The sequence below is a fragment of the Pontibacterium sp. genome (genome assembly GCF_041587635.1).
Lineage (GTDB): Bacteria > Pseudomonadota > Gammaproteobacteria > Pseudomonadales > Balneatricaceae > Pontibacterium.
Map to the genome: position 1 here is coordinate 1 of NZ_JBFGYC010000610.1, position 2,285 is coordinate 2,285.

The 2,285-nt window shown below is 47.1% G+C and carries 2 protein-coding genes and 1 pseudogene; all 3 read right to left on the minus strand.

Annotation, left to right across the window (positions count from 1 at the left end; genetic code table 11):
* Positions 1-564, minus strand: a pseudogene (locus ABYW01_RS19750) (histidine kinase); the annotation flags it as partial.
* A gap of 26 nt (positions 565-590) precedes the next feature.
* Entirely contained in the window at positions 591-1,430 is an 840-nt protein-coding gene (locus ABYW01_RS19755; RefSeq protein ID WP_372836105.1) for a phosphate/phosphite/phosphonate ABC transporter substrate-binding protein, read from the minus strand.
* Positions 1,431-1,448: 18 nt separating this feature from the next.
* A complete protein-coding gene (locus ABYW01_RS19760; protein WP_372836107.1) occupies positions 1,449-2,024 on the minus strand; it encodes a response regulator in 576 nt (191 codons plus the stop codon).
* Positions 2,025-2,285: the final 261 nt, after the last annotated feature.

Sequence of the window (2,285 nt, forward strand, 5' to 3'; positions counted from 1 at the left end):
ACGCGCGGCACCTCGCAACACCTCTAACTGGCCGGTCAGGTAAGCTCCCAATAGAAATGAAAACAACGCCACCAGCCCCATCTCTATAGCGGCCAAAGCGGCACTCCATTTCTGTGCCTCTTCAATCTTCGCATTCAGGCTGCTGATATCGAGCCCCATCTGTACCTGACCGTAATTCTCCCCGCCCTCAACAACCTCTGCACGGGTATCAAATATGCCATCGTTTACCGACGGTACATCCAGGTCCATATGAAATGGACGGGCCAGTACGTCAGGATCTCCCGCTTGCGCGAACAGCTCACCATCCGGACCGAGTACACGGGCGTATACCAGATCGGGATTACGCATAACCTCAGTAACAAAAGCATCGAGTGATGCCAGGTCATAGGAGAGTACCGCGTCTTTACTCGTTGTAGCGAACAATGTTGCTGTAGTGGAAGCACGCTTAACCATTCCGTCGTAGTTCGTACTACGCAGATAATCCAACGTCATAGACACCAGCAGGATCAACAGGATCGCCTCAATAGTGGCGATACCCAAAATAGTTTTAAGCCGCAGTGACACCGAGTACTCCTCTAGAGATGATCCCTTTATTGCGCAAGCAAACTATCCAACAAGCGAATATTCAATCCTCTCACATCATCCCAATCGCCGTTTTCCGCCAACTCCAAGCCTTTAAAATTGATTGTTTTCAGTAGCCTTTGGCCATCTGGATCCGTATTCATCTCCAGTAAGGCTTGCTTCAGTTTAGCGACGGTTTCAGATTTAACACGCGGGTGCACCGCGATAGCATGTGGGGTATATGTTGGCGTGCTCCAAAGTACACGCAATTGCTCACGCACTTCCGGCGTCGTATTGTTAAACGTACGCATAACACCACCACCGGCAACAAAGAAACCTTTAGAAACACTCAGATAGACCGAGTCATGGGAAGACACATACTTAGGTTCAATCGTCATCCCCTCCTGCTCCATTTTGGCGCGTGGCAATACACTGGCAGCAAACGCAGCAGGCGATGGAAAGGCCAGCTTTTGCTGATCCAATTCGGCCAATGTTTTCAGGGCACTGTCTTTACGGACAACGACAATTCCCTTAATGCGCTTATCTTTCTGGCGAGCAATTGCGTCATAACCTGGTTTCTGACTGAACACCGTATAGTGATACGGGTTCATATAAGCCACATCATATTCACCCGCACGCATCCTTTTTTCGAATGTTGGGATATTCTGGGCGGTCGCAAATCGAATGGTTGTGCCTGTTTTTTCACTCAGATGTTTGAAAATCGGTGTCCACAAGCGGGCCAGTTTTTTCGCTGACTGCTGTGGAACAATCCCAAATGTCAGAGTTTCCGCTTGCACAGGCACTGCAGCCATAGCGACCACACCAGAAACCAACGCTGCACCTAGAATTTTCTTTACGACAGTTTTCATAACCGTTTACACCTATCCTTATGATTTTTGGACTGCAATCGATAGCAAATCAGATACCGTCCGACGCAATACATCGTTGTCGAAAGGTTTAGACAGTGCACCATTCGCACCCATCTCTATCGCTTTACCGAGTTCTATTTCGTTCAATGCAGAAATTACAAGAATTTGAGTATTCGCGATCTCTTCAGTACTGCGAACAAACTTGATTACATCAAACCCGTTCATGCCTGGCATACTCAGGTCGAGGGTCATAAGATCCGGCTTAAGCAACATTAACTGACTGCCCGCCTCAAACCCGCCGTTCGCTATATCAATGCTCACATCCAAGGGTTTCAGCGTACGACGAATCGCATTGGCGATCGCTAATTCATCGTCTACAACAAGCACCTTAGGCTGACCTTCCTTAGCGAGCTCGTCAGGAATGGGCATACCATTCTTTTTTAGAAAGCTGACAAAGTCATCCAGCTTAACGCGGTTGTTGCCGCGCCCCGGGAGTTTGAAGCCTTTCAATACCCCCTTGTCCAGCCACCGAATAACCGTACGCTGGTTAACATCACAATACTTTGCAATATCGCCGGTTGTGAGTGTTCTCATTCGTCAATTCAACTCTGCTGCTTTTAGCTTCATTGAAGCGTAGTCTAGTTATGCGACATATGCGACATATGCGACTAAAAATATCTTAATGAAATAATAAATACATCAGAACATGACCTATACGCGATAAACCGACGACACCATCGAGCGCATCCATCCTTTTAATACAATAACTTACATCAATGATCCAACTAATTAGGCTCTTCGTAAAACCCCTATTAGAAAAGCCTAATAAAAGTACAAAACATTGAGCGTGGTCAC

Bases quoted from the DNA above. Each gene is read 5' to 3' on its own strand.
- ABYW01_RS19755 (WP_372836105.1), bottom strand. From the start codon at position 1,430: ATGAAAACTGTCGTAAAGAAAATTCTAGGTGCAGCGTTGGTTTCTGGT.
- ABYW01_RS19760 (WP_372836107.1), bottom strand. From the start codon at position 2,024: ATGAGAACACTCACAACCGGCGATATTGCAAAGTATTGTGATGTTAAC.